Here is a 22265-nt window from a genome sequence, read left to right as displayed (position 1 = left end):
TTAAATTCACTAACAGTATACACTTATTATCTCTTTTGTTTTCTCTCCTACTTTCACTTGAACCTCTTCTGTTTCTCCGGCTTTTCCTTCTAATTTTCTAAAATCAAATACTAAAAGATAACCCTTATCTAATCCATATTGCTCTAAATATTCCCCTAATTGCATTAAACCTTTTTTGTGATACTCTTTTCCCCTCCATATTTTAAGCTCTAAAATATACATCTTTTTATTATACGTTATTACAATGTCGAATCTCTTTTCTTCTCCGCCTTTTACTTCTTTAAAAGCAAAACCTACACCATTTATTATTGGACTTATAAAAGCTAGCAATAGCAGCCTACCGTCTTCTTCTAAAAACGCCTCTCTTTTATCCGAATACTCATGTTTCATAAACTCCTGAAATTTTAAAAGAATTCTATTTATATCTAATTCTCCATTATCCTTTATGTAATTTGAACTTTGATTATATGATGATACATCTGTAGTTGTCTCTATAATTGAACTCATATAATTATAAATCCTTTGTTCATATATTCTATTGTTAATTTTAACTTTTCCCTTTTCTTCTTTAAGAATACCATACATTATTCCCATACTTATAATTGGATTATCCTCAACATACGTTATTGGATTTCCCTCTAAAACAATTTTCCTTACTAATTCTTTTAAATCTTTGTTATTCTCTATATTTTTAATTAGGCTATCAAAATTAGTATTTGACTCCTTTAAAATCTGTTTTACAGCCATGTCCATATATTCTTTTTCCCATTTCAATTCATTTTCTGGCATTATTTTTTCATCTATTATTTTACATAACTTACTTACTAAAAATGGATATCCTGATGTATAATAACGTAATTTTTCTGAGAAATAATCTTTCTCTAGACTTACACCTTTACTTTCAATATAATCATCTAACATTGTACTTATTTCTTCTACTGAAAAACTCATATCCACATCAAAATCGGAAGCTATATTCCAAGGACTATTATATTTATTTATTGAATCCGGTCTTATTTTTACTTTTAAACTTTTTACATCATGAACCCCTGCTAGTATTACACTATGAAAAGTATAGTCCTTTCCCATATTTCTTAATAAATATTTATTTCTAAGCATACCTAAAAAGCTTAAGAATAATTGATTATTGCTGCTTTTATCTACTTCATCTATCATTAGAATAACTCTTTTATTACACTTCATAATAAATTTTGTAATTACTTTTGATAATCTGTTAAAATTATTTACTTCATCCATCTCTTTCTCTAAAAAATTAGCCAAATCAGGATTATTAATAAATAGAGTATCTACTAATATTTGTAAAAATTCTTCACAGAACATTTTTTCATCTTCAAAAATTAAATCTCCTACTCCCTCAAAGCTTATCGCTATGACAATATATTCATCTTTTTTACTTAAAAATTTTTCAAGCATGTACATTGTAGTAGTTTTTCCATATTGCCTTGGTCTATTTATTATAAAATATTCTTCTTCTTCTATTAAATTAACTATACTTTTTAACTTTCTCGATATTTCTACCATATAATGTTTATTGGGTATACAAGCTCCCGTTATATTAAACTTTTTTTTCACTAAAATCACTCCCTTTTTATGGAGTATACCTTTATTTATTTTAACATATTTAAGTTTATTTTATCCTATAACTCTGATCCATTCAATTATTTTCCTGAAACAAAAATCTCTCAAACCGTAGTTAAAGAGATTTTTTTCTAAATATTATATTATTCAACTTTCGCAGTAAAAAATACTGTCTAGCGAAGGGAAATGATATATTGCGTAAGAAACATTTGAACAAAGTTTACAAGTTCTTAGTTTTACGAATTTGAAAAAAGTTATTTTTTAATTACTGATTCCTACGGAATATTAATTAAAAAATCTTTTTTCAATATGAGTAAAACTTAGAACTTGTTACTGAAGTGAAAGGTTTCTAAGCAAGATATCATTTCCCGTAGCGACTGTTTTTTACCTGCGAAAGTTGAGTTATATTATTGACTAAAATATATTTTTTATATGACTGTTGTAACAATTACATATGTAGATGTTGATGTTATTAAAAATATTATAACCCCTATAAGTAATGCCTTCATTCCTTTATCTCTTATACTTTTGAAATCTACAGAAAGTCCCATGGCTACCATTGCCATTAGTATGCAAATCGAACTTAACTTAGTTAATATTCTTAATATAGAACTTGGAATAATTCCTGTTGAACTTACTATTCCTGCAATAATGAAATATAAAACATACATAGGAAATTTAGCTTTTTTACTAGTACCACTTTCTTTGTTAAACATAAATCCTAAAGCTAAAGATACAGGTACAAGCATTAAAACTCTTGCCATTTTAACAAAAGTTCCTATTTCCCCTGCTGAATCACCTCTAGCAAATGCTGCTGCAATAGCATGTGCAACACCATGGAGAGAAATTCCAGACCAAATTCCATATTGGGTATTAGTCATATTACTCGTTACAGCTATGGCTGAATAAGCTAAAACTCCAATAGCTCCTAAAAAGCTAACTATAGATACTGCTACAACAGAATCTTCTTCTTCTGCATTTATTGTAGGGCTTAACGCAACCACTGCTGAGGCTCCACATATACAAGATCCAACTCCAATTAAAGTAGCTAATTTGTTTTGAACTTTAAAAACTTTTCCTAAAAGCACTGCAATAATTAAAACACTAGGAACAAAGATTAATACCATTAAAATAACTTTAGGTCCTAACTTTAATATAGCATTAAAATTAAGTTTAAATCCCAAAAATACTATTCCTACTTTTAATAATTTTTTAAGTGAAAATCTTACTCCTTCTTTAAAAACCTCTTGCGTTTTTATTGTATTGTTATAGATTATTCCCATAATTATTCCTATAGTTAGAGCTTCTAAATTTATCACATCTTTTATAGAATCGTTTATATAAATAGACATAATAGAAATTACTAATGTAAATAGAATACCTGGAACTATTTTTTTAAATTTTGTCATATTAATCACCTCTTTAGGAATTATATCAGAGGTTTTGTATAAATAAAAATTATAATTTATTATATTTTTATAAGTTATTCTTATATTTATATTATTCTTCCTTGATTAGTCAATATAATACCATGATTAGACTATTCTAATTGAAAAGTATTCTCATTAATCCATTTTAATTCTATAATAACATATGTAGATACAAAAACTACTCATCACTAACAATAATCATTTTAAATTAATTTTAAAACAAAAATATATTTTTAGTTTTTAATACATTCGAATGTTATACATCATACAATTTAATTTTAAGGAGGTCACGTAATGAACAAAAATAGAAAGGAACTACTAGAATTAAGTATGGGCAAACTTTTCATAAAAATGGCCATACCTGCTATGATTGGTATGATAGCAGTAGGATTATATAACATGGTAGATGCTATATTCGTTGGCCAACTTGTGTCATCAGCAGGAGTTGGTGCTATAGTTGTAGCATACAATATAACACTATTAAATACAGCAGTTTCAATGTTACTTGCTATGGGTGCTATGTCAGTTTTATCTAGAGCATTAGGCGAAAAAGATACTGACACTATCAACAAATTATTTGGTAATGTTTTTATAGGTGTTTTGATATTATCACTAATATTGACCATAATAGTTTATAATTTTGCAAGTCCAATGCTTGCTTTCATCGGTGCAAAAGAAGAAATATTAACTTTAGGTACAAAATATTTGAAAATAATATCTTTAGGCTTTGTTTTTTCAGCCTTAGGACCTGCATTAAATTTTCTAATTCGTGGTGAAGGTCAAATGAAAGTTGCTATGAAAATCATTACTTTAGGCATAGTTATAAACCTTGTTTTAGACCCAATTCTTATTGGAGTGTTTAATATGGGAATAGCTGGAGCTGCATTAGCAACAATAATTTCACAAGCATTTGTTGTAATAGGAGATCTAATATATTTTCAATCTGGAAAAAGTGTTATCAAAATATCAAAGCATAGTTTTAAAATATCTTTTGATATTATGCCTAATATATTAAATGTTGGATTTTCAGGAATGGTAATGCAAATAATGCCTGCTATTCAAATGTCTATAATGTTTAAAGTATTATCTAATTATGGAGGAAATGAAAGTATTATTATTATGGGAACATCTTATAGAGTTATGATGTTTGCATTTATTTCATTATGGGGTATTGCTCAAGGAGTTCAACCAATAATAGGAGCAAACTATGGTGCTAAAAAATTTGAACGTGTAAAAAAAGCACTAATAACATTTACTCAAATATCTACTGTTATTGCAGGTATTTTATGGCTTAGCTTTATGTTATTCTCTAAAACTATAATGAGTTGGTTTATAACAGACCCAACTTTAGTTCAAGCAGGTGTAGGTAGATTTAGAATCTTCCTTGGAATATTTATTTTATATGGAATAATGTCAATGTCTATTGTATTTTTCCAAGGTATTGGTAAAGGAAGTAAAGCTGCTATATTGGTTACAGGAAGACAAATATTTTTCTTTATCCCAATAGTACTATTACTGCCAAAAGCTATAGGTGAAACAGGAGCATGGCTTGCTATGCCACTTGGCGATTTACTTACTATTTTAATGAGTGGATTTCTTATTTTAAAAGAATTTGCAAATATAAATAATAAAATTAACGAATGTAATAGTGGTACTTTAGCAAAACAAAAACTTTAATAGTTAAAAATAGCTGCTGCGGAAAATGATATATTGCTCACAAACCTTTCACTTCAGTAACAAGTTCAAATGTTTCTCACGCAATATATCATTTTCCTTCGCTAGATAGTATTTTTTTTTACTGTGAAAATTGAATAAAAAAATAAAGGAGAGTATTATACAATTGTATATGCTCTCCTTTAAATTCAATGAAATGTACTGATAATTTTTTACATAATTTAATAGAATTTATCAAAAAATCTACTAACACTTACCTTCTGAGATCTTGTGTACCAATATAATTATGTGCTGTTAATATAGTCGTAACCATATTCATTGACCAGTTGGAGTATTTCTCAAAGCCTTCTACTAGTTTTAATCTGTCATACTCAACATACTTCTTTGATGTTGTAATGTTACCTTTACAAATATCTAATTATAATATATTGTGCTCTTGGATCTCCATTAAATGGCATTCCTACAGAACTAGGACATATAAATCTTTTTCCATTTACTTCTTCATCCATGAACAAATGATAATGCCCAAAAATACATACATCACTTTCCATAGCATTATCAATCTCAGTAATTCCTCTCTTATTTGGAACATTATTTTCTCTTTTTAAACTATCATGTTCTATAAAGACTTCGATTTCTGATGGATTATGACACAAATACATAGATATTCCTTCTTGTTCCATTAAAATATTTGATGGAAGAGACTTCAAAAATGATACACGTTTTGTACCTAGTTCATTATATATTTGTTTATTTACTGGATATATCCAATCAGCATTTTCTTCTATTGGAGTTATTAATTCATCAATATTACCTGATATAATTAGATGTTTTTGATTTTACTTTTGGTATTCCATTAACAAGTCAATAGTTTCATTTGATCCATACCCTCCAAAAATATAATCACCCAAGGAAAAAATCATATCTATCTTTCTATTATTTATATCCTTCAATACTGCTTCAAAGTACATCAGCAACTACTGCAATTCTCATAAAATACTCTTCCCCTCTTCTTGATGCAATTTAATTATACTACTAATTGTTTAATGCCCTTAAAAGTTCTAATTACCTTATGATTTCTGCATGTTAGCTTATTATGAAAATATAAACTCCATGATCTATTCAAAACTATTGTATCAATACCTAATCGCTTTGCTCCATCACAATTTTTTATACTATCATCAATAAAAATTGCTTTTATTTCTTTCTCCATTTTTGTATGCCCCCTTGTATTCCAACGGCAAAAACAATATTTTTTTAGTAGGAATACTTAACTTACTTTTTTACCAAATAGGAATGTAATAATTTTCTTTATTTTTCCCCATAAGTATATGAAAAATTTTCCAAGTCTAAATTGTTCACCTACATAAGCTGCCGCCATCATATAAATCTTTATAATTGCTAGAAATATAAATAAAGAAATTGATATTTCTAAAGCATAATGAATATACTCCATAGCTCCTCCTTATTAGTAATTAACTCAACTTTCGCAGGACAAAAATACTGCCTAGCGAAGGAAAATGATATATTGCGTAAGAAACATTTGAACAAAGTTTACAAGTTCTTAGCTTTACGAATTTGAAAAAAGTTATTTTTCACCTGCGAAAGTTGAGTAATTAAATAATACCTTTTCTCATTTTAATAATATCACATTTATAGCTTTTCTATCATCATAATCGAATCTGTTTTTATATAAAGGCTTTGTTTTAAACCAATATTGATAATAGAACGTATATGTTCATAAATTCTAATTGATAAATTGGAATTTATATATTTCGGCTTATCTTCAAACTGAGCACAATAAAAATCAAAACTAATCAAAAAACTTTCCCTTATAAAAATTCTCATTGTCAAGTTTCTTTGCCGTCAGCCTGAACATGACGCAGCCATCTGGGCATACAATGTCCTTGCTATATTTATCATTGCCGCCAATATTCTCTAAATCTCCGCCACTTCTGACCGACTCCATGATTGGGAACATAATCATCATAACCTTGGAACAGATACCCTGTCCATCCGAATTTATGGGACAGCCATAGGTGCAGGTATACTTATCCCCCACTTCCTCGCCGTTTCGGCAGTACCGCTCTGTATGGTCACTGCGAAGAAACCCAGTTACCTCAATTTCAAATTCGTACTCCTCATCATACCATTTTTTCATGATTAACCTCCAAATTCTAATTTATCGAACAGTTTAATAAACAACTCACTCGCATAATAATACGATTGTTCAATACTTTATATTCTTATTATACATAATTTATGGATTATAATTCCAGTAATTATGTAAATAAAATTGAATTTACACAAATATCGGTTTTCTTCTCTTAAAATCCTTTACCATAGTATAACTATGAGGTATATTACTGTGAACTATCAAGTTTTTAGTTTTTACAGTTTCTTTATCTGTGCTAAATGTATTTATCCACTTATTCCATTTAAGGTAGTTATTTAGATATTTTGTTGCAACTCCATTAAACCTAATCATCCATCCTTTTAAATTGGAGTGAAGGCTGTTGATGTGTTGAATATGGTATATATCCTCTTTATGTCTACCTCTTTTAATTCTCTTATGTTCCAATTCGTTAGAAGTCATCCTGCCTATGCATAATAACTCTATAATTAAATTACCTTGCCTATCAAAAGCAGTTGCAATATTAATTTCTACTTCTTCTGCTGATTTTCTTATGGAATAACTATTTAACATACACTTAGCATACCTAAGCCATTTATCTAAGGATATCAGGGAAAGTACTTTTGAGCCTTGCACTTTTAACTATCTTCCAATTCTATATTTCTATTAAATAGTATCCAAGTAAACAAGAAATAAATAATTATTAAAATCGCTATTATACCATAAGTTACCAATAATTCGTAATTTACACGGCTCATTCCCACATAAGCATTTAATTCTGAATAAGCGCTATGGACAAACCTCCATAATACTATTCTAGAACATAATATTGAAATAATAACAGGCAAACCAAACCATATACCCATTTGTTTCAAAATAATCCTTCTTATAGAGCTTGTATCCATACCTAATTTATATAATAAATTAAATCTGTATTTGTGTTCTGATGAATCAGAAAGTTGTTGTAATGACAACACAGTAAAACATATAATGAGAAGTATAACTCCTACATAAGTCATTATAAGCTTAATCATTATACTAGCTTGTATACTACTATTTGCTTGTAATGTTTTTAGTCTTATATCTACATTTTCTTTAGGGAAACTATCATCTTTTAGAAAAGCCTTTTTTACTTCTTTTTCAATAGAAATTGCATCCTTATAAGTTAACTTAGAATTTATATTCATGAAATAACATATATCTGCTACCATTAAATTTTTTGTTATTTCATCTGGAATAATAATTACACAATTTGTATACTTATTATATATCATGTCCCCTAATCTATAGTGAAAATCTCCTTTTTTCAATTTTGTTAACTTTTTCTTTCCAACCATAATACTTTTATTTTTATCATTAAAACTCTCTATATCGCTATTTCTTGCAAGTTTATACCATTGTACTGCAAATTCATTTTTCTTTAGTTTGATAGATGGTAAATCCTGCGATTTAGCCATTAAATTAAAATCACTTTCTTTAATAGCTAGTATAGGAAATTCATACTTATTTCTTTTCCAAAAATGATTTTCGTGTATAAAAAATAAAGGTACATTTATTTTTTGATTAATAGAATATCCTTTCTGTAATACAATTCTATCTAAATAATCAAAAGAATGATTTTTTTTAGGTAATTGTTCTTTCTTATAAATATCTTTATAGCAACTATCTACACTTACATCATATACCGCTCTAGTTTCTAAATATCCCATTGCCCAACCTGATATAAGAGTTGACAAACAAAGGGTTAAAATTCCTCCAAACAATGTTAACGTAATAATTGCCATGCTTATAGAATTTCTATTTACTTTTGCATTTAGTTGCCCAAGCAAAAACACATTCTTAAGATAAAAATGTTCAGATTTCACTTTCATAAAATTTATATATTTTGAAACAGCCTGATAAAAAATAAATATAGTTAATATAAACAAAATAGTAGGTATTAACAAATACATAGTTCTATCATTAGGTAATAGCTTCTCATCTAATCCTTGAACTACTCCAAATAATAAAACCCCAAATACGCAGCTTATAAATCCAAATATTGTCCCTATAATTTCAAAATCTAAAATATGCTTCTTCTTTTTCTTCAACATATGATAAATCAAATAAAAAACAATAGTAATAATGGGCAAAAACATAGAACCATAATAAGTAATTTTAACTCCAACGCTAAATCTTGTATCATATAATTTTATAAAAGTTAAAACAGATAATAATAAAAAAGCAACTTCACTTATTAGAAAAACATAAATTAATAATGATGATTTATGTTTTTTATTACTTTCCATAATTTTTGTATCATTTAACATTTCAATAATCTTTAATTTGTTAATTTCCCTTACATTGCCTAATCCAACTAAAAAGAATAAAATCATAAAAGATACAACCGTAATTAATATAGTATCAGGATAAATAGAATTTTGTATTTTAAATGTACCATTAAATGAATTCATTACAATCATAGATACAATTTGTGAAAGAAAAGCCCCTAATATAATTCCAAAAAAAATAGCAATAGCTCCCATAAGTGAAGTTTCTAAAAAAAATAATCCACTTATAGAACGAGATTCCATTCCAAGGGTACTTTGTAGTGCAAATTCTTTCTTTTTTTTATTTAACATATACTGATTTACATAGCGAATTAAAAATATAAGTAGAAATGCCACAGCAATAAGTGGCAACCTTAAGTTTCTATGTAATGAATCCAAATTAAATTCTGGTGGTAAATTAGTCTTATAATAAGAACTAGTAATTGATAAAAAAGCATACAACATCCCAACAGATAAAGTACATGTTAAAATATAAATTAAATAGTCTTTCATTGACTTTTTGCTGTTTTGAAGGATTAACTTCTTATACATCCTCATCACCTCCAAGTACAGCCATTACTTCTAAAATATCATTAAAAAATTCTCTTCTAGATTTATCCCCTTTGTTAATTTCGGTGAAAATTTTCCCATCTTTTAAAAATAATATTCTTTCTGCATAGCTTGCAGAAAATGCATCATGAGTTACCATTAAAATAGTTGAATTTAATTCTACATTCATTTTCTCCATAGTCTTTAATAATATAGATGAAGACTTACTATCCAATGCACCTGTTGGTTCATCTGCTAATACTATCTTTGGATTATTAATTAGAGCTCTCACACAAGCACATCTTTGTTTTTGTCCCCCTGATATTTCGTAAGGATATTTGTCCAATATATTATTTATTCCTAATTTTTCAGAAAGCTCATAGATTCTTTTTTTGTATTCCCTTGTTGGAACCTTATTTATAGTTAAAGCCATGGCTATATTTTCAAACACAGTTAAATTATCTAATAAATTATAATCTTGAAAAATAAATCCTAAATTTTCCCTGCGAAATTTAGCTAACTTTTTAGCTTTAATCTCAGTAATATCTTGATCTTTCACATATATGTGACCTGCACTTACTGTATCTATAGTTGAAAGACAATTTAAGAGCGTTGTTTTTCCTGAACCAGAAGCTCCCATAATTCCAACAAATTCTCCTTCACACACTTCAAAAGATATATTATTAATTGCCTTTATAACATTTCTTGATGTTCCATAAAATTTTTGTACATTGTTTATTTTTAAGATTTTCTCCATAACATCCAACCTCCTGACTTAATAATATCAAGAAGAGAGACAAAAATATATAGAACTGTATTTCATAAATCTTTCTATATTGAAAGATTTACTATTTTGTTAAATTTAATAGAGTTTTATCTATTGGAAATGAAAGAATAAACTTAGTATATTTATGAACTTCAGAAACCACTTCTATTTTCAAATCAAGCTTTACACATAAATTTTTGCATAAATAAAGTCCTATACCTGTTGATTTAACATTTAATTGAGCATTCTTTCCAATAAACCCCTTTTCAAAAATACGATTTAAATCTTCCTTTGGAATTCCTATACCATTATCCTCAATGTTTAATTGGATTTTATTTTCTTTGTGAATAACAGTAAATTTTATATTTCCATCACCTTTCCTATATTGAATAGCATTATTAATAAGCTGCTCTAAAATAAATACCATCCACTTTTTATCAGTATATACATTTTGATCCTCACCAATAATTTCAACATTCATTTTATTTATAATTAAACGCTCCTTACATTTCGCAATAGCACAGTGAATAATTTCATAAATAGAAGTTTCTTTAATATAATAATTTTTTTCCAATTCCTCATTTCTCGCATAATATAAAACTTGTTCTGTAGCATATTCAATATGTTCCAATTGCATTTTTATTTTCCGAGTCATCTTTGACTTGTTATTTTCACAAATTAATTGAATTGCAGTAATAGGTGTTTTAATATCATGAACCCATTTTTCTATAAATTCACGATAATCTTTTTGGTCATTTTCCACAATACCCACTTTTTCAAGCATAGATTTGTTTGTTACTTTCAATATATTATAAAATTCCCTATAATCGGATTGATTAGGCTTTTTCATGATATCTGAAATTAAATACCGCTCTTCCAATGAAAATAAATCTTTTTCTAACTTCTCAAAATAATGTTTTCTTTTCTTATAGTCTAATCCATAATAAAACATAATTATTACAATCCATAATGCTAATATTATAAATATAGTATCAATACTTATATGTGAATTAACAAGTAATAAACTTAATCCAATCATAGAAATAATATTCAAAGAAATAGCTGTAATCTTATCTTTCAAATATTTGTTTAAACTCATATCATATAACCCTGCCCATGCTTAGTTATAATAAAATTTTCTATTCCTTCATCTTTCAATTTTTTACGAATTCTATTAATATGAATGCTTAATGCATTGTCATCAACATACACTTGGTAATCCCAAAGATTATCAATTAAATCTGCTCTTGAGATGATTTTTCCAGGACGTTTAAATAAGTAATTTAGTATTCTAAATTCTGTTTTGGTCAAATCAATTTTATTTCCATTATACTCTAATATTGCCTTGTCCACATTCAAAACTACTCCTTTTACTTCTAATCTTGTATTGCTTTGATCTGATTTACTCTTACGCAAAACCAGCCCTATTCGAGCCAATAGGACTGGTATATTATATGGTTTTGTAATATAATCATCTGCTCCTATCACAATACCTTTCAATTCATCCATATCACAGTCTCTACTGGTAACCATAATAATAGGTAAATCCTTTGAGTAAATTCTAAGTTGTTTACATAATTCAAATCCATTTTGATGAGGCAAATTAATATCCAATAGAACTAAATCCGGTTCAATTGTTTTTATATCCATTAATACATTTGTAAAATCTTTGATTAACTGAACTTCATATCCATTGCTCTCTAAAATAACTTCCAACTCTTCAGCTACCGTTAAATCATCTTCAACTACCACTATTTTCATCTATATCACCTGCTTTATATCTTTTAACTCTAATATGATTATATTATCACCTAGCTTCAATACTGTCTAATAATATAGTTACAAAATTTTTTTCTATTGTTACTTAAAAATTTAATCCTATATTCTTTCTTAATAACTCAACTTTCGCAGGATAAAAATACTACTTAGCGCAGCGGTTGTTTTTCAACTGCGAAAGTTGAGTTAATAAAAAACAACAGTGGCTAAATTAAACCTCCTGCTGTTTTTATGTTTTTCCTTTTTTTATTGATATATTTAAGTATTTATGCACTCTATTTTATACCATAAATTATTCCTATTCCCTTTAATAAAACTGGCTTTACCAAACTTCTTGGTATAAATTTCAGTTCCTCTGTCTTTTCTAATTTTACTTCTTTAAGTCCTAATTCTTTTAAAAAAGTTCTTAATTCTTTTTCCGTGCCATAATATTTTTCATCAAAAAACAGATCATGAAAAACAAAAGGCGCCCCCTTTTTCAAAACTCTTAAAGCTTCTTTTATAACAAGTTTTTTATCTGATAAACTTTTTACTTCATGAAAAACAAAATTGCTGACTGCTGCATCCATACTTTCTGTTTTAAAAGATATACATGACGCATCACCTTTTTGAAAATGAACATTAGACACACCTTCAGCTTTTGCATTAATTTCACATTGTTTCTTGTTATAATCCCATTCATTTCCCCAATAATCAATTCCAATAATTTTAGATTGCGAATATTTTTTTGCACATTTTATGCTTAATGCACCACTTCCACAACCAATATCTAATAATTTGCCATTACCATCCCATTTTAAACAACTTAAAACATATTCCAAAATCTTATCTGCTACTCTTCCTGCTGTATAGGAAAACATATGCCTTGCCTTTCCAAGCAAAATAAAAAAATAAACAGACACTCCAAAAATCACAGTACTTATAATTCGAATACACCATAAAAGAATTATTGCACACTCAGAAAATACATTTAGTTTCATAAAACTTGAAATCATAAAAAATAATGAAATCACTACTACTGCCAATATAAAATAAATTATCTTTATAGGTACCCAGTTTAAATAATTGACCTTTTCCTTATTCATATAATTAAACCTCCCTATTTAATTTTTTTGTATCATAATGAATTATTATATTTCACGCAAAATAAACAAATTTTCCAATTTAAACTCTCGCTTCTATTCAACGCTGATCTCTCTTTATCTGCCATTGAAATTGAAATTCGTTCTCATTATACTCTCTTAAAAACATCATGTCAATCATTTCTGTTTTATCTAATTTATTACTAATTCAACTTTCACAGTAAAAAAATACTGTCTAGCATTTCCCCACAGCAGCTATTTTTCACCTGCAAAAGTTGAGTTACTAAATATCTCATTATCTCCTTATTACTACTTAGAACATAATAATATTATTTGTTAGCTCAATAGAGTACAAAGCCAAATAAATACTGAGAATCTAATATATATATTCTTTGATCTACAATATCAATTATTTTTTCTTTTCTTAATTCATGAAGAATACGATTTACACTACTTCTAGTTGAAACTCCACAGAATCCTGCAATATCTTCATTAGTTATTGGAAAATTAATCAAGTATCCTATTTTTTGTTTTTTCCCAAACTTATTAATTAAATTATATAAAAACGCACAAACTGCACCTTTTTTACTATTCATAGTCATAATTTGCTGATTACGTATGCTTTCTGATAACTTACATCTATAATAATCCTTTACATATTTTTGTAATTCTTCATTGTTATTTACATATTCCCAAAATGTAACTCGTGGAATTTTATAAAAAATTGCTTCTTCAGATTCAACTCGCACATTGAACGGTGAAGATGTATACTTACTAACTTCATCTCTTAATAGCGAAATAATATCTGGGACACAAATATAAGAAATATTAAACTCACGTCCATCCTTCAAAATAATACTTGTTTTAATTATTCCCTCTTTTAAAACATAAGTATATTGTTGTTCTAATCCGTAATAAGTCAAATACGTATGATGCTTTTTAGTAATAATTGGTGTATTGTGTATTTCTAAAAAATTGATTAAAAATTTTGAATCCAAAATCTGGCCCCCTATATCTTAATAATTTAGTTAATTACATAACTCAATTTTCGCAGGGCAAAAATACTGTCTAGCGAAGGGAAATGATATATTGCGTAAGAAACGTTTGAACAAAGTTTACAAGTTCTTAGCTTTACGAATTTGAAAAAAGTCATTTTTTAATTACTGATTCCTACGGAATATTAATTAAAAAATCTTTTTTCAATATGAGTAAAGCTTAGAACTTGTTACTGAAGTGAAATGTTTCAGAGCAAGATATCATTTCCCGTAGCGACTATTTTTCACCTGCGAAAGTTGAATTACATAATTTTAAATATTTATGAGTATTTTCAGCAAAATAAGTCAAAATAAATTATTTTTTTAAAGAAAACAGCTGAATTATACAAGTTAATACATCATTTGTTAACATTTGTTAACATCATATGATATTTTATCATATTCCATTTTAATTTACACTAATTAACGTTAAAAAAAAAGGAGGAATAGAGATTATGTTAAAATTCAAATTACCATACGATACCAAAACAGTTGACGTTGAATTAGAAGAAAAAAATTTTGCCGGCTTATTAGAATCAAAACAAGGAACTTATCAATGTAAAGAAGGAGAAAAGGAAATTGTTGAAAAGTCATTAGATAATGTAATAGGCGGCCCTTCTTTAGAAAAATTAGCTAAAGGCAAAAAAAATATTGTAATCATTAGTAGTGACCACACAAGACCAGTTCCTTCTCGTATCATTACACCTATTTTACTAAGAAGAATTCGCAGTGTATCTCCTGATGCACGTATTCGTATTTTAGTTGCTACAGGTTTCCATAGACCAAGTACAAAAGAAGAATTAATTGCTAAATATGGACAAGAAATTGTTGATAACGAAGAAATAGTAATGCATATTTCTACAGATGATTCATCTATGAAAAAAATCGGAACTTTACCAAGTGGTGGAGAATGTATCATAAATAAAATTGCTGCTGAAGCTGATTTGCTTTTAGCAGAAGGATTTATAGAAGCACACTTCTTTGCAGGATTCTCTGGTGGTAGAAAATCAGTATTACCTGGCATTGCTTCATATAAAACAATTATGGCAAACCACAGTGGAGAATTTATTGATAATAAAAATTCTCGTACTGGAAACTTATGTCACAATTTAGTTCATGAAGATATGGTTTACGCTGCAAAAACTGCAAAATTAGCTTTTATCATTAATGTAGTATTAAACGGTGAACATAAAATTATTGGATCATTTGCTGGTAATTTAGAAAAAGCCCATTTAGAAGGTTGTAAATTTGTAAATAGTTTAGCTGGTGTAAATAAAGTTGATTGTGATATAGCTATTTCTACAAATGGTGGATATCCTCTTGATCAAAATATTTATCAAGCAGTTAAAGGAATGACTGCTGCTGAAGCAACTTTAAAAGAAGATGGAGTAATCATTATGGTTGCTGGATGTAAAGATGGCCATGGCGGACAAGCTTTCTATGATAATCTAGCCAATGTGAAAGATCCAAAAGAATTTTTAGATTTAGCAGTTAAAACTCCTAGATTAAAAACTTTACCTGAACAATGGACATCTCAGATTTTAGCTAGAATTCTAGTTCATCATAAAGTTATTATGGTTTCTGATTTAGTAGATCCATCAATAGTTACTGGTTTACATATGGAAATTGCCAAAACTATTGATGAAGCATTAAAACGTGCTTTTGAATTAAAAGGAAAAGATGCAAAAGTAGCAGTAATCCCTGATGGATTAAGCGTTATTGTTAATTCTAATAACTAGGATAAATACAAAGGAGGAAAAAAAATGTTTCAACATTTAGTTGCTGAATTTTTAGGTACTGCACTTATGATTATATTTGGTGTAGGAGTACATTGTGATGAAGTATTGAAAAATACTAAATATCGTGGAAGTGGACATTTATTTGCTATTACAACATGGGGCTTTGGAATTACAATTGCTCTATTTGTTTTTGGAGGTGTATGTATTAATCCTGCTATGGCTTTAGCACAAAGCATGTTAGGAATGATTCCTTGGTCTTATTTTGTTCCTTATTGCATAGCAGAATTCTTAGGTGCTCTTGTTGGTGCATTAATTGTATATGTAATGTATGCTGACCATTTCAAAGCTAGTGAAGGTGAAGTGGACCCAATTGCTGTTAGAAATATTTTTTCTACTAACCCAATTATCCGTAATTTACCAAGAAACTTTTTTGTGGAAATGTTCGCTACTTTTATATTCATAACAGCTACTTTAGCAATAGCAATAAAAAATGAAAGTATGTTACCAATAGGCGTTGGCCTTTTAGTATGGGCAATAGGTATGGCACTCGGTGGTCCTACTGGATTCGCAATGAATCAAGCTCGTGATTTAGGTCCAAGACTTGCATTTCAAATATTACCAATAAAGAATAAAGCTAATAATGATTGGCAATATGGATTATTAATACCAGGTATAGCACCTTTTGTTGGTGCTGCTTTAGCCGCAGTATTTGTACATTTTTATTTTGGTGTTTAATACTATATTACTCAACTTTCGCAGGTGAAAAATAGCCGCTACGGGAAATGATATCTTGCTTAGAAACCTTTCACTTCAGTAACAAGTTCTAAGCTTTACTCATATTGAAAAAAGATTTTTTAATTAATATTCCGTAGGAATCAGTAATTAAAAAATAACTTTTTTCAAATTCGTAAAGCTAAGAACTTGTAAACTTTGTTCAAATGTTTCTTACGCAATATATCATTTCCCTTCGCTAAGCAGTATTTTTTTACTGCGAAAGTTGAATATATTATTTTAAGAAGTACCCCATAAGATAATAAAAAAGTCTATCTTATGGGGTACTTTATATTTTTTATTCATTAAACTCTAAATATACTTTAAATAAGTTTTTAGCATTTCAAATACTTATCAAACCACTTAGTAATCTCTTTTAACCTTCCAATTCTTTGTTTAGGTCTACCACTTCTACTCAATTCATGGTTTTCATCTTTAAACATACAAAATTTAGACTCAACATTATTATATTTAAGTGCTGTAAACATCTCTAAGCCTTGTGCATAAAAACATCTAAAATCTCTATCAGAATTAATAAATAATGTTGGCGTTGTAACATTATTTGCATATTTTAGTGGAGAACAGTCCCATAATTTTGTAATATCACTCCACAGTGTTGCAGCATTTTGATATTCTACCCAATAGTATCCAATATCTGATGTTCCAAACATTGTAATCCAGTTTGAAATACTTCTTTGAGATACAGCTGCTTTAAATCTATTTGTATGACCAATAATCCAATTAGTCATATAGCCTCCATAAGAACCACCCGTTACCCCAACTCTTTCTTTATCTATATAAAAACATTTTTTTAAAACTTCATCTGTAAATTTCATAAAATCATCATAATCTATTGTTCCAAATTTACCTCTTATATCAGAAAAAGCATCATTTTTACCATTACTACCTCTTGGATTACAGAAGAACACTACATATTCTTTACTTGCCCAATACTGCATTTCATGAAAAAATACTTCTCCAAAGGCACTTTTAGGACCACCATGTATATTTAATATAGCAGGATATTTCTTATTCTCATCGAAATCAACTGGTTTCATTACCCATCCATCTATTTCAATCCCTGCTGCTGACTTAACAGTAATTTTTTCTAACGAAGCTATTTTTCTTTCATTTTGTACCCATTCATTAAATTGACTAATCCGCTTTTCTTTGTTATCTTCAAATTCATAAATTTCTTGAAGTCTTTTTCCTCTTAACCCTATAAATAAAATTTTATTACTTTTAATATCATAGGCATCTACTGAACCACTTCCCATTATAACTTTTTCAATATTACCTTTTGAATCTATTTTATTTAAATATGAACATGACCCCTCAGTTGTTATAAAATAAAGATGTTCACCATATATTTTCATAGTAGGTGATGCTCCATATCTACAATCCGAACCTATGGTATTCCATAAACTACAATCAAAATCTGGTGTTAATAATTCTCTTTTTTTTGAAAATAAATCGATTAAATAAAATTTATGATTTTCATTATCTCCATATTTTTTCATATCACTTCCAGTACATATAACCTTGTTAGTTTCAATAAAATTAGCATAACTATATAAAAATCTTTCATCAGAAGATATCTGTTCTATTTTTTTACTATCTAAATCACATATATAAATATGGTTTTTCACTTCCATTTTATTTTTATATCTCTGTCCAATGAATATTACTTCGTTTCTATCTTTATTTATATTAAAACTCTCAACATTCATATATTCATCTGTTAATGCTTCATGTTTATTAGTATAAGAATTATAAATATATAAACGATTTCTATTTTTATTAGTAAACCCTTCTCCATTATTCCAAAAATGAATCTCATCTAAAACTTCATAATCTGCTTCAACTTTATGCTCCATGTGAGCTTTATTAAAATTATACGTAGAAACAAAAACATAATTATTTTCATCAAGCTGCATAACTTTTTTTACTTTTCTATCTATTCTAAAAGCCTTTTTAGCTTCCCCACCATAAATATTTATTTTATAATATTGAGTAAATTCTTCTCCAGCTGCTATTTTCTTTTTATCTTCAGAAGTTCTTACAGTTGAAAAAAGAATATGTTTATTATCAGATAGCCATATAAAATTATTTTCATTATCAAAATTAGTTAATTGATAACATTCTTTATTGTTTCCAGTGTATATCCACAAATTAGAATCATACTTTTCTCTATCAGTATTAGCCTCATGGACTATAAAACACCCATTATTACCCTTTGAATCAAATTGTATATTCGATAAAAACTTAAATTTACATAAATCTTCTATTTTGATATTATGCATTACCAGCACCTCTTTTATAAATATAAATTACTTCATATAATCAACTTTAGGAAAAATGTTTTTTGAAAACAATTTATCCACATATTGAAAATATTCCATTTTTGACTTAAAAATTGGTATATACTCATTAATAATAGTTTTAGCTTGTCTACCATTTTCATATAACAATTCCACTGCCATACCTGCTAAAAATTTAGTTCCTAACACATATGCAGTATCATAATCATTTATTTTATAATCGGGACTGTGTAATCCACCATCAAGACATCCTATACATGTTTCTATAGCAGGCATTACTGATGATATATCTCCTAAATCTGTTGAACCTTTACTTGGAGAAAAAGTAGTGATTTCTTCTTCATGTACTAAACTCAAACCAACATTTTTAGCAATAGAAGTTAATTCTTTATCTACTACAAAAGGAAACATTCCAGGAGTATCTTCTATTTCAACCTTTGCTCCAACTGCTACTGCACCACCAACTAATGCTCTATTAACTTTTTTGTTAACTTCAACAACATCATGAATATTGCTGCCCCTTATAAAAGTTTCAATATGAACATCAGAAGGAATTACATTTACTGCATCTCCTCCCCTAGTCATTATAGGATGAATTCTTAAACATGATTCTTCTTTAAAGGTTTCTCTAATAGAATTTACAGCCATGATACCAATATTAGCAGCATATAAAGCATTTATTCCATTATGTGGAGCTGATGCAGCATGTGCTGCTTTTCCTATATATCTTATTTTTTTTGCAATAAAACCATTACTACCTGATTCTAAGCCTATTTTATAATTTCCAGGCATAGCATGAATCATGACACATATATCCACATCATTAAAAAAACCTCTATGCAAAAGTTCAACTTTACCTGTTGGATATTTTATAATTCCTTTTTTAATTAAATCACTTCTAAAATCCATTTCTAAATATTCCTCAGCAGGAACCGCTATAAAATGAATCTTTCCAACTAATTCATCACATATTCCTGAATCTAAAATTCCTTTTGCTGCTCCAATAATATCTGCTATCATTATATTATGACCACATGCATGCACAGCTCCTGTTTCATTATTACTATCTGGATGCTGACTACACAGTACAGCATCTAATTCGCCAATTAAAGCTATACTTGGTCCTTCTTTGCCAGTATCTATTGTTGCTTTAACTCCTGGGATATTTTCTAATTGTTGACACTTTAATCCTAACTTTTCAAATTCCTTCAATACAATTTTTTGTGTTATATATTCCTTAAAACCTGTTTCAGGCGTTTTATATATTTCATCACCTATTTTTTTAATATCATCTTTAGATTTTAAAATACTTTTATATAGTTTGTCTTTAATCATATTCTTGTCCATATTTACACCTCTTATTTCTATTTAAATTGTATATGATGTAATAAATTAACCTCCTTATAATTGGAGGTTAATTCATTAATAAGAATTACAAAGTAGCAATAACTTCAATTTCAACCAAAGCATCTTTAGGAAGTTTTGCAACCTGAAAGCAAGATCTGGCAGGATAATTATCCGTAAAAAATTGTCCATAAACTTCATTTACTGCCGCAAAATCATCCATATCTTTAACAAATACTAAAGTTTTTATAACATTATCCAAAGATGTTCCAGCCTCTTCAAGTATTGCTTTGACATTTTTCAATGACATTTCTGCTGCTTTTTTAATATCATCATTAATAAGTTTACCTGTTGAATTATCTATCGGTAATTGACCTGATGTATAAACTAAATCACCTATTTTTACAGCTTGTGAATATGGTCCTATAGCACTTGGTGCATTTTTTGTATTAATTATTTTCTTTTTCATATCAAATCCTCCAATAATATAATTTATTTTTATGCTTTTGCTTTTATAGATTTTGCCTTTTTATATAATACTGATACTACAAGTAAACATATAACTACCATAACTAGCATATATGCAAAATTAATTTTAAATCCCATAGCACCTGGAAATTTATCAAGTATCTTTCCGTTTACTATATGTAAAAAAGTATCAGGTATAAACCCTATAAAAGAAGCAAACCCTATAAATATTCCTGTTTTTTCAGGAGATATATTAATTTCATCTAATGATGAGAAATATACTCCTCTTATAGAAAAATTTGCATATTGAGCTATTGCCCACAATCCTATTACTACAAATAATAAACTTGAATTAGCAGGAACTAAAATATATGCTACTAGTGAGGCAATAGCTACAAAAAGCATATATCTAACAACCTTTAATGTAGAACCAACCTTATCAACAAATATTCCTGCTGATGCTGCTCCTAAGAATCCCACTGCATACAATACAAACATTGATATACCTGATGCTAGTGCAGTTGAAAGTCCAAATACTTTAGTTAAATATGGCGTTACGAGATTTAATCCTATGTGGAAATGATATGCACTGAATATCATTAAACCTAAAAGCCAAGCTTTTGGATCAGTTATAATAGTAAATACATCCTTTATTGAAATAGCTGTTTTCTCTGATTGTTTTATATTTTTAAGAAGAAATAAAAGAGCAATACCAACTGAGATAAGAACACATGAATATATTACAATTATAGTAGATATTCCTAATTTAGCCTCATTAAATTGAGCAAATACAGCAAGTGCAGAATAAGAAATAATCAAACCAGAAATTTGCTTTCCACCTTCCCAGAAACCAAACATTTTACCTAAATCTCCACCACTACTTAATAATCTTACAGCTTTAATTGCCACAGACCAATAGGTCAAACAGATTATCATTCCATAAGCTATATGTATTAATAAAACAACATTGTATGGAGGAAATGTGGAATAAATAAGACCTAAAATACCCATTGAAATGAACGAAAACGATAACAATGCTTTCGGACTAAATCTATCGGCAATCCAACCTCCTGGAAAATAACAGACCATAGAAGCCATACCAAATGAACTAACTAAAACCCCTAATTCTGTATTAGAAACATTAAGTGCTTTTACAAGAGCATCATAATAAGAATATTTTAAATAAGGTATCTTATATACAAGCCCTCCTGCCAAAGCTAATATTAATAACGTGATCCAATTTTTATTGATCTTTTTGCTCATGTTTAA

19 protein-coding genes and 1 pseudogene are annotated in these 22265 nt (G+C 28.0%); 3 read left to right on the top strand and 17 right to left on the bottom strand.

Annotated features, from left to right (window positions below; genetic code table 11):
• Window positions 1-9 precede the first annotated feature (9 nt).
• Window positions 10-1593 (bottom strand): AAA family ATPase, encoded by a 1584-nt coding sequence (locus ACFIJ5_RS08215; RefSeq protein ID WP_379805910.1) that lies wholly within the window; start codon window positions 1591-1593, stop codon window positions 10-12.
• A gap of 434 nt (window positions 1594-2027) precedes the next feature.
• The gene (locus ACFIJ5_RS08210; protein WP_379805908.1) at window positions 2028-3008 is read right to left on the bottom strand and encodes a YeiH family protein; all 981 of its coding nucleotides are present in this window, start codon (window positions 3006-3008) and stop codon (window positions 2028-2030) included.
• A gap of 315 nt (window positions 3009-3323) precedes the next feature.
• On the opposite strand from ACFIJ5_RS08210, the gene ACFIJ5_RS08205 reads away from it, so the two are divergent.
• Window positions 3324-4706: an MATE family efflux transporter gene (locus tag ACFIJ5_RS08205; RefSeq protein ID WP_379805906.1), complete on the top strand. Its 1383-nt coding sequence runs from the start codon at window positions 3324-3326 to the stop codon at window positions 4704-4706.
• Between the two features lie 401 nt (window positions 4707-5107).
• Here the strand turns inward: ACFIJ5_RS08205 and ACFIJ5_RS08200 are convergent, their stop codons facing one another.
• The 11 genes and pseudogenes from ACFIJ5_RS08200 to ACFIJ5_RS08150 form a co-directional block, all read right to left on the bottom strand.
• Window positions 5108-5524 (bottom strand): metallophosphoesterase family protein, encoded by a 417-nt coding sequence (locus ACFIJ5_RS08200; RefSeq protein ID WP_379809571.1) that lies wholly within the window; start codon window positions 5522-5524, stop codon window positions 5108-5110.
• Between the two features lie 206 nt (window positions 5525-5730).
• Entirely contained in the window at window positions 5731-5916 is a 186-nt protein-coding gene (locus ACFIJ5_RS08195) for an HAD family hydrolase (protein WP_379805902.1), read from the bottom strand.
• A gap of 57 nt (window positions 5917-5973) precedes the next feature.
• The gene (locus ACFIJ5_RS08190) at window positions 5974-6159 is read right to left on the bottom strand and encodes a hypothetical protein (protein WP_379805900.1); all 186 of its coding nucleotides are present in this window, start codon (window positions 6157-6159) and stop codon (window positions 5974-5976) included.
• Between the two features lie 357 nt (window positions 6160-6516).
• On the bottom strand, window positions 6517-6864 hold the full coding sequence (locus ACFIJ5_RS08185; protein ID WP_379805898.1) for a TIGR04076 family protein: 348 nt from the start codon (window positions 6862-6864) through the stop codon (window positions 6517-6519).
• Between the two features lie 141 nt (window positions 6865-7005).
• A pseudogene (locus ACFIJ5_RS08180) lies at window positions 7006-7443 on the bottom strand (IS1595 family transposase); the annotation flags it as partial.
• Window positions 7444-7475: 32 nt separating this feature from the next.
• Window positions 7476-9698: an FtsX-like permease family protein gene (locus tag ACFIJ5_RS08175; protein WP_379805896.1), complete on the bottom strand. Its 2223-nt coding sequence runs from the start codon at window positions 9696-9698 to the stop codon at window positions 7476-7478.
• The gene (locus ACFIJ5_RS08170; protein WP_379805894.1) at window positions 9691-10452 is read right to left on the bottom strand and encodes an ABC transporter ATP-binding protein; all 762 of its coding nucleotides are present in this window, start codon (window positions 10450-10452) and stop codon (window positions 9691-9693) included. Before ACFIJ5_RS08170 ends, ACFIJ5_RS08175 begins: the two co-directional genes overlap by 8 nt.
• 91 nt (window positions 10453-10543) lie before the next feature.
• Window positions 10544-11560 (bottom strand): sensor histidine kinase, encoded by a 1017-nt coding sequence (locus tag ACFIJ5_RS08165; protein WP_379805892.1) that lies wholly within the window; start codon window positions 11558-11560, stop codon window positions 10544-10546.
• Window positions 11557-12222, bottom strand: coding sequence for a response regulator transcription factor (locus ACFIJ5_RS08160; protein ID WP_379805890.1), 666 nt, complete (start codon window positions 12220-12222; stop codon window positions 11557-11559). The genes ACFIJ5_RS08165 and ACFIJ5_RS08160 overlap by 4 nt, the downstream gene beginning before the upstream one ends.
• 290 nt (window positions 12223-12512) lie before the next feature.
• Window positions 12513-13322, bottom strand: coding sequence for a class I SAM-dependent methyltransferase (locus ACFIJ5_RS08155; RefSeq protein WP_379805888.1), 810 nt, complete (start codon window positions 13320-13322; stop codon window positions 12513-12515).
• Window positions 13323-13660: 338 nt separating this feature from the next.
• Window positions 13661-14317, bottom strand: a complete 657-nt coding sequence (locus tag ACFIJ5_RS08150) for a Crp/Fnr family transcriptional regulator (RefSeq protein WP_379805886.1) — start codon at window positions 14315-14317, stop codon at window positions 13661-13663.
• A gap of 491 nt (window positions 14318-14808) precedes the next feature.
• Between ACFIJ5_RS08150 and larA the strand changes: the two genes are divergently transcribed.
• Window positions 14809-16092, top strand: a complete 1284-nt coding sequence (gene larA, locus ACFIJ5_RS08145; RefSeq protein ID WP_379805884.1) for a nickel-dependent lactate racemase — start codon at window positions 14809-14811, stop codon at window positions 16090-16092.
• A gap of 24 nt (window positions 16093-16116) precedes the next feature.
• A complete protein-coding gene (gene larD / locus ACFIJ5_RS08140; protein ID WP_379805882.1) occupies window positions 16117-16827 on the top strand; it encodes a D/L-lactic acid transporter LarD in 711 nt (236 codons plus the stop codon).
• Window positions 16828-17198: 371 nt separating this feature from the next.
• Here the strand turns inward: larD and ACFIJ5_RS08135 are convergent, their stop codons facing one another.
• From ACFIJ5_RS08135 to ACFIJ5_RS08120, 4 genes are all read right to left on the bottom strand, one after another.
• Window positions 17199-19166 carry an alpha/beta hydrolase family protein gene (locus tag ACFIJ5_RS08135; RefSeq protein WP_379805880.1) on the bottom strand — a complete coding sequence of 656 codons (1968 nt, stop codon included), beginning with the start codon at window positions 19164-19166 and terminating at the stop codon, window positions 17199-17201.
• 27 nt (window positions 19167-19193) lie between these two features.
• On the bottom strand, window positions 19194-20531 hold the full coding sequence (locus tag ACFIJ5_RS08130) for an amidohydrolase (protein ID WP_379805878.1): 1338 nt from the start codon (window positions 20529-20531) through the stop codon (window positions 19194-19196).
• A gap of 85 nt (window positions 20532-20616) precedes the next feature.
• Complete coding sequence (locus ACFIJ5_RS08125) at window positions 20617-20997, bottom strand: RidA family protein (protein WP_379805876.1); 381 nt, start codon at window positions 20995-20997, stop codon at window positions 20617-20619.
• Between the two features lie 29 nt (window positions 20998-21026).
• On the bottom strand, window positions 21027-22259 hold the full coding sequence (locus ACFIJ5_RS08120; protein WP_379805874.1) for an MFS transporter: 1233 nt from the start codon (window positions 22257-22259) through the stop codon (window positions 21027-21029).
• Window positions 22260-22265: the final 6 nt, after the last annotated feature.

The sequence above is a fragment of the Haloimpatiens myeolchijeotgali genome (genome assembly GCF_042688525.2).
Classification (GTDB): Bacteria; Bacillota; Clostridia; order Clostridiales; family Clostridiaceae; genus Haloimpatiens.
The sequence above is the reverse complement of the archived record's forward strand: the minus strand, read 5'-3'. Positions and strand labels throughout refer to the sequence as shown.

Coding starts and splice junctions, on each gene's coding strand:
- ACFIJ5_RS08210 (WP_379805908.1), bottom strand. CDS start 3,008: ATGACAAAATTTAAAAAAATAGTTCCAGGTATTCTATTTACATTAGTA.
- ACFIJ5_RS08205 (WP_379805906.1), top strand. CDS start 3,324: ATGAACAAAAATAGAAAGGAACTACTAGAATTAAGTATGGGCAAACTT.
- ACFIJ5_RS08195 (WP_379805902.1), bottom strand. CDS start 5,916: ATGGAGAAAGAAATAAAAGCAATTTTTATTGATGATAGTATAAAAAAT.
- ACFIJ5_RS08190 (WP_379805900.1), bottom strand. CDS start 6,159: ATGGAGTATATTCATTATGCTTTAGAAATATCAATTTCTTTATTTATA.
- ACFIJ5_RS08185 (WP_379805898.1), bottom strand. CDS start 6,864: ATGAAAAAATGGTATGATGAGGAGTACGAATTTGAAATTGAGGTAACT.
- ACFIJ5_RS08175 (WP_379805896.1), bottom strand. CDS start 9,698: ATGTATAAGAAGTTAATCCTTCAAAACAGCAAAAAGTCAATGAAAGAC.
- ACFIJ5_RS08170 (WP_379805894.1), bottom strand. CDS start 10,452: ATGGAGAAAATCTTAAAAATAAACAATGTACAAAAATTTTATGGAACA.
- ACFIJ5_RS08165 (WP_379805892.1), bottom strand. CDS start 11,560: ATGAGTTTAAACAAATATTTGAAAGATAAGATTACAGCTATTTCTTTG.
- ACFIJ5_RS08160 (WP_379805890.1), bottom strand. CDS start 12,222: ATGAAAATAGTGGTAGTTGAAGATGATTTAACGGTAGCTGAAGAGTTG.
- ACFIJ5_RS08155 (WP_379805888.1), bottom strand. CDS start 13,322: ATGAATAAGGAAAAGGTCAATTATTTAAACTGGGTACCTATAAAGATA.
- larA (WP_379805884.1), top strand. CDS start 14,809: ATGTTAAAATTCAAATTACCATACGATACCAAAACAGTTGACGTTGAA.
- larD (WP_379805882.1), top strand. CDS start 16,117: ATGTTTCAACATTTAGTTGCTGAATTTTTAGGTACTGCACTTATGATT.
- ACFIJ5_RS08135 (WP_379805880.1), bottom strand. CDS start 19,166: ATGCATAATATCAAAATAGAAGATTTATGTAAATTTAAGTTTTTATCG.
- ACFIJ5_RS08130 (WP_379805878.1), bottom strand. CDS start 20,531: ATGGACAAGAATATGATTAAAGACAAACTATATAAAAGTATTTTAAAA.
- ACFIJ5_RS08125 (WP_379805876.1), bottom strand. CDS start 20,997: ATGAAAAAGAAAATAATTAATACAAAAAATGCACCAAGTGCTATAGGA.
- ACFIJ5_RS08120 (WP_379805874.1), bottom strand. CDS start 22,259: ATGAGCAAAAAGATCAATAAAAATTGGATCACGTTATTAATATTAGCT.